Genomic DNA, 314 nt, shown 5'->3' on the forward strand with positions numbered 1-314 from the left:
TGGTGGCTTTGTTGACATCTGGTCAGTGAGTATTAGAGTATTATCCATCTAGCTAAATATTTATTACACAACTTGTGAAATATAGTCTGTTTGATTCTAAGCCGGACCTTGCAGTTTTAAATTCATTTTAGGATTTTTTAACACGATTCCTTTTTTAAAAAGAAATTTATGCAACTGCTTTTGTAATTTGGTTTCAGCATGACTGCTCTGTGCAACACGTAGCTTTTGTGCTTCACTAAAATGGCAGTGCACTAATAAACTGGCAGGGAAGCAATCGAACTGAACAGTGTGACTTATATGACTAAAACCACCGA

General features: G+C 35.7%; 1 protein-coding gene. It reads right to left on the reverse strand.

Going from position 1 to position 314, the window contains the following annotated elements; all coding sequences use genetic code 11:
* Positions 1 to 96: 96 nt before the first annotated feature.
* The coding region (locus H4J59_RS19120; protein WP_404851992.1) for a hypothetical protein at positions 97 to 314 on the reverse strand (218 nt) is incomplete at its 5' end.

Origin of the sequence: Colwellia sp. MB02u-10, from assembly GCF_014077185.1 — a bacterium.
Taxonomy (GTDB): domain Bacteria; phylum Pseudomonadota; class Gammaproteobacteria; order Enterobacterales; family Alteromonadaceae; genus Cognaticolwellia.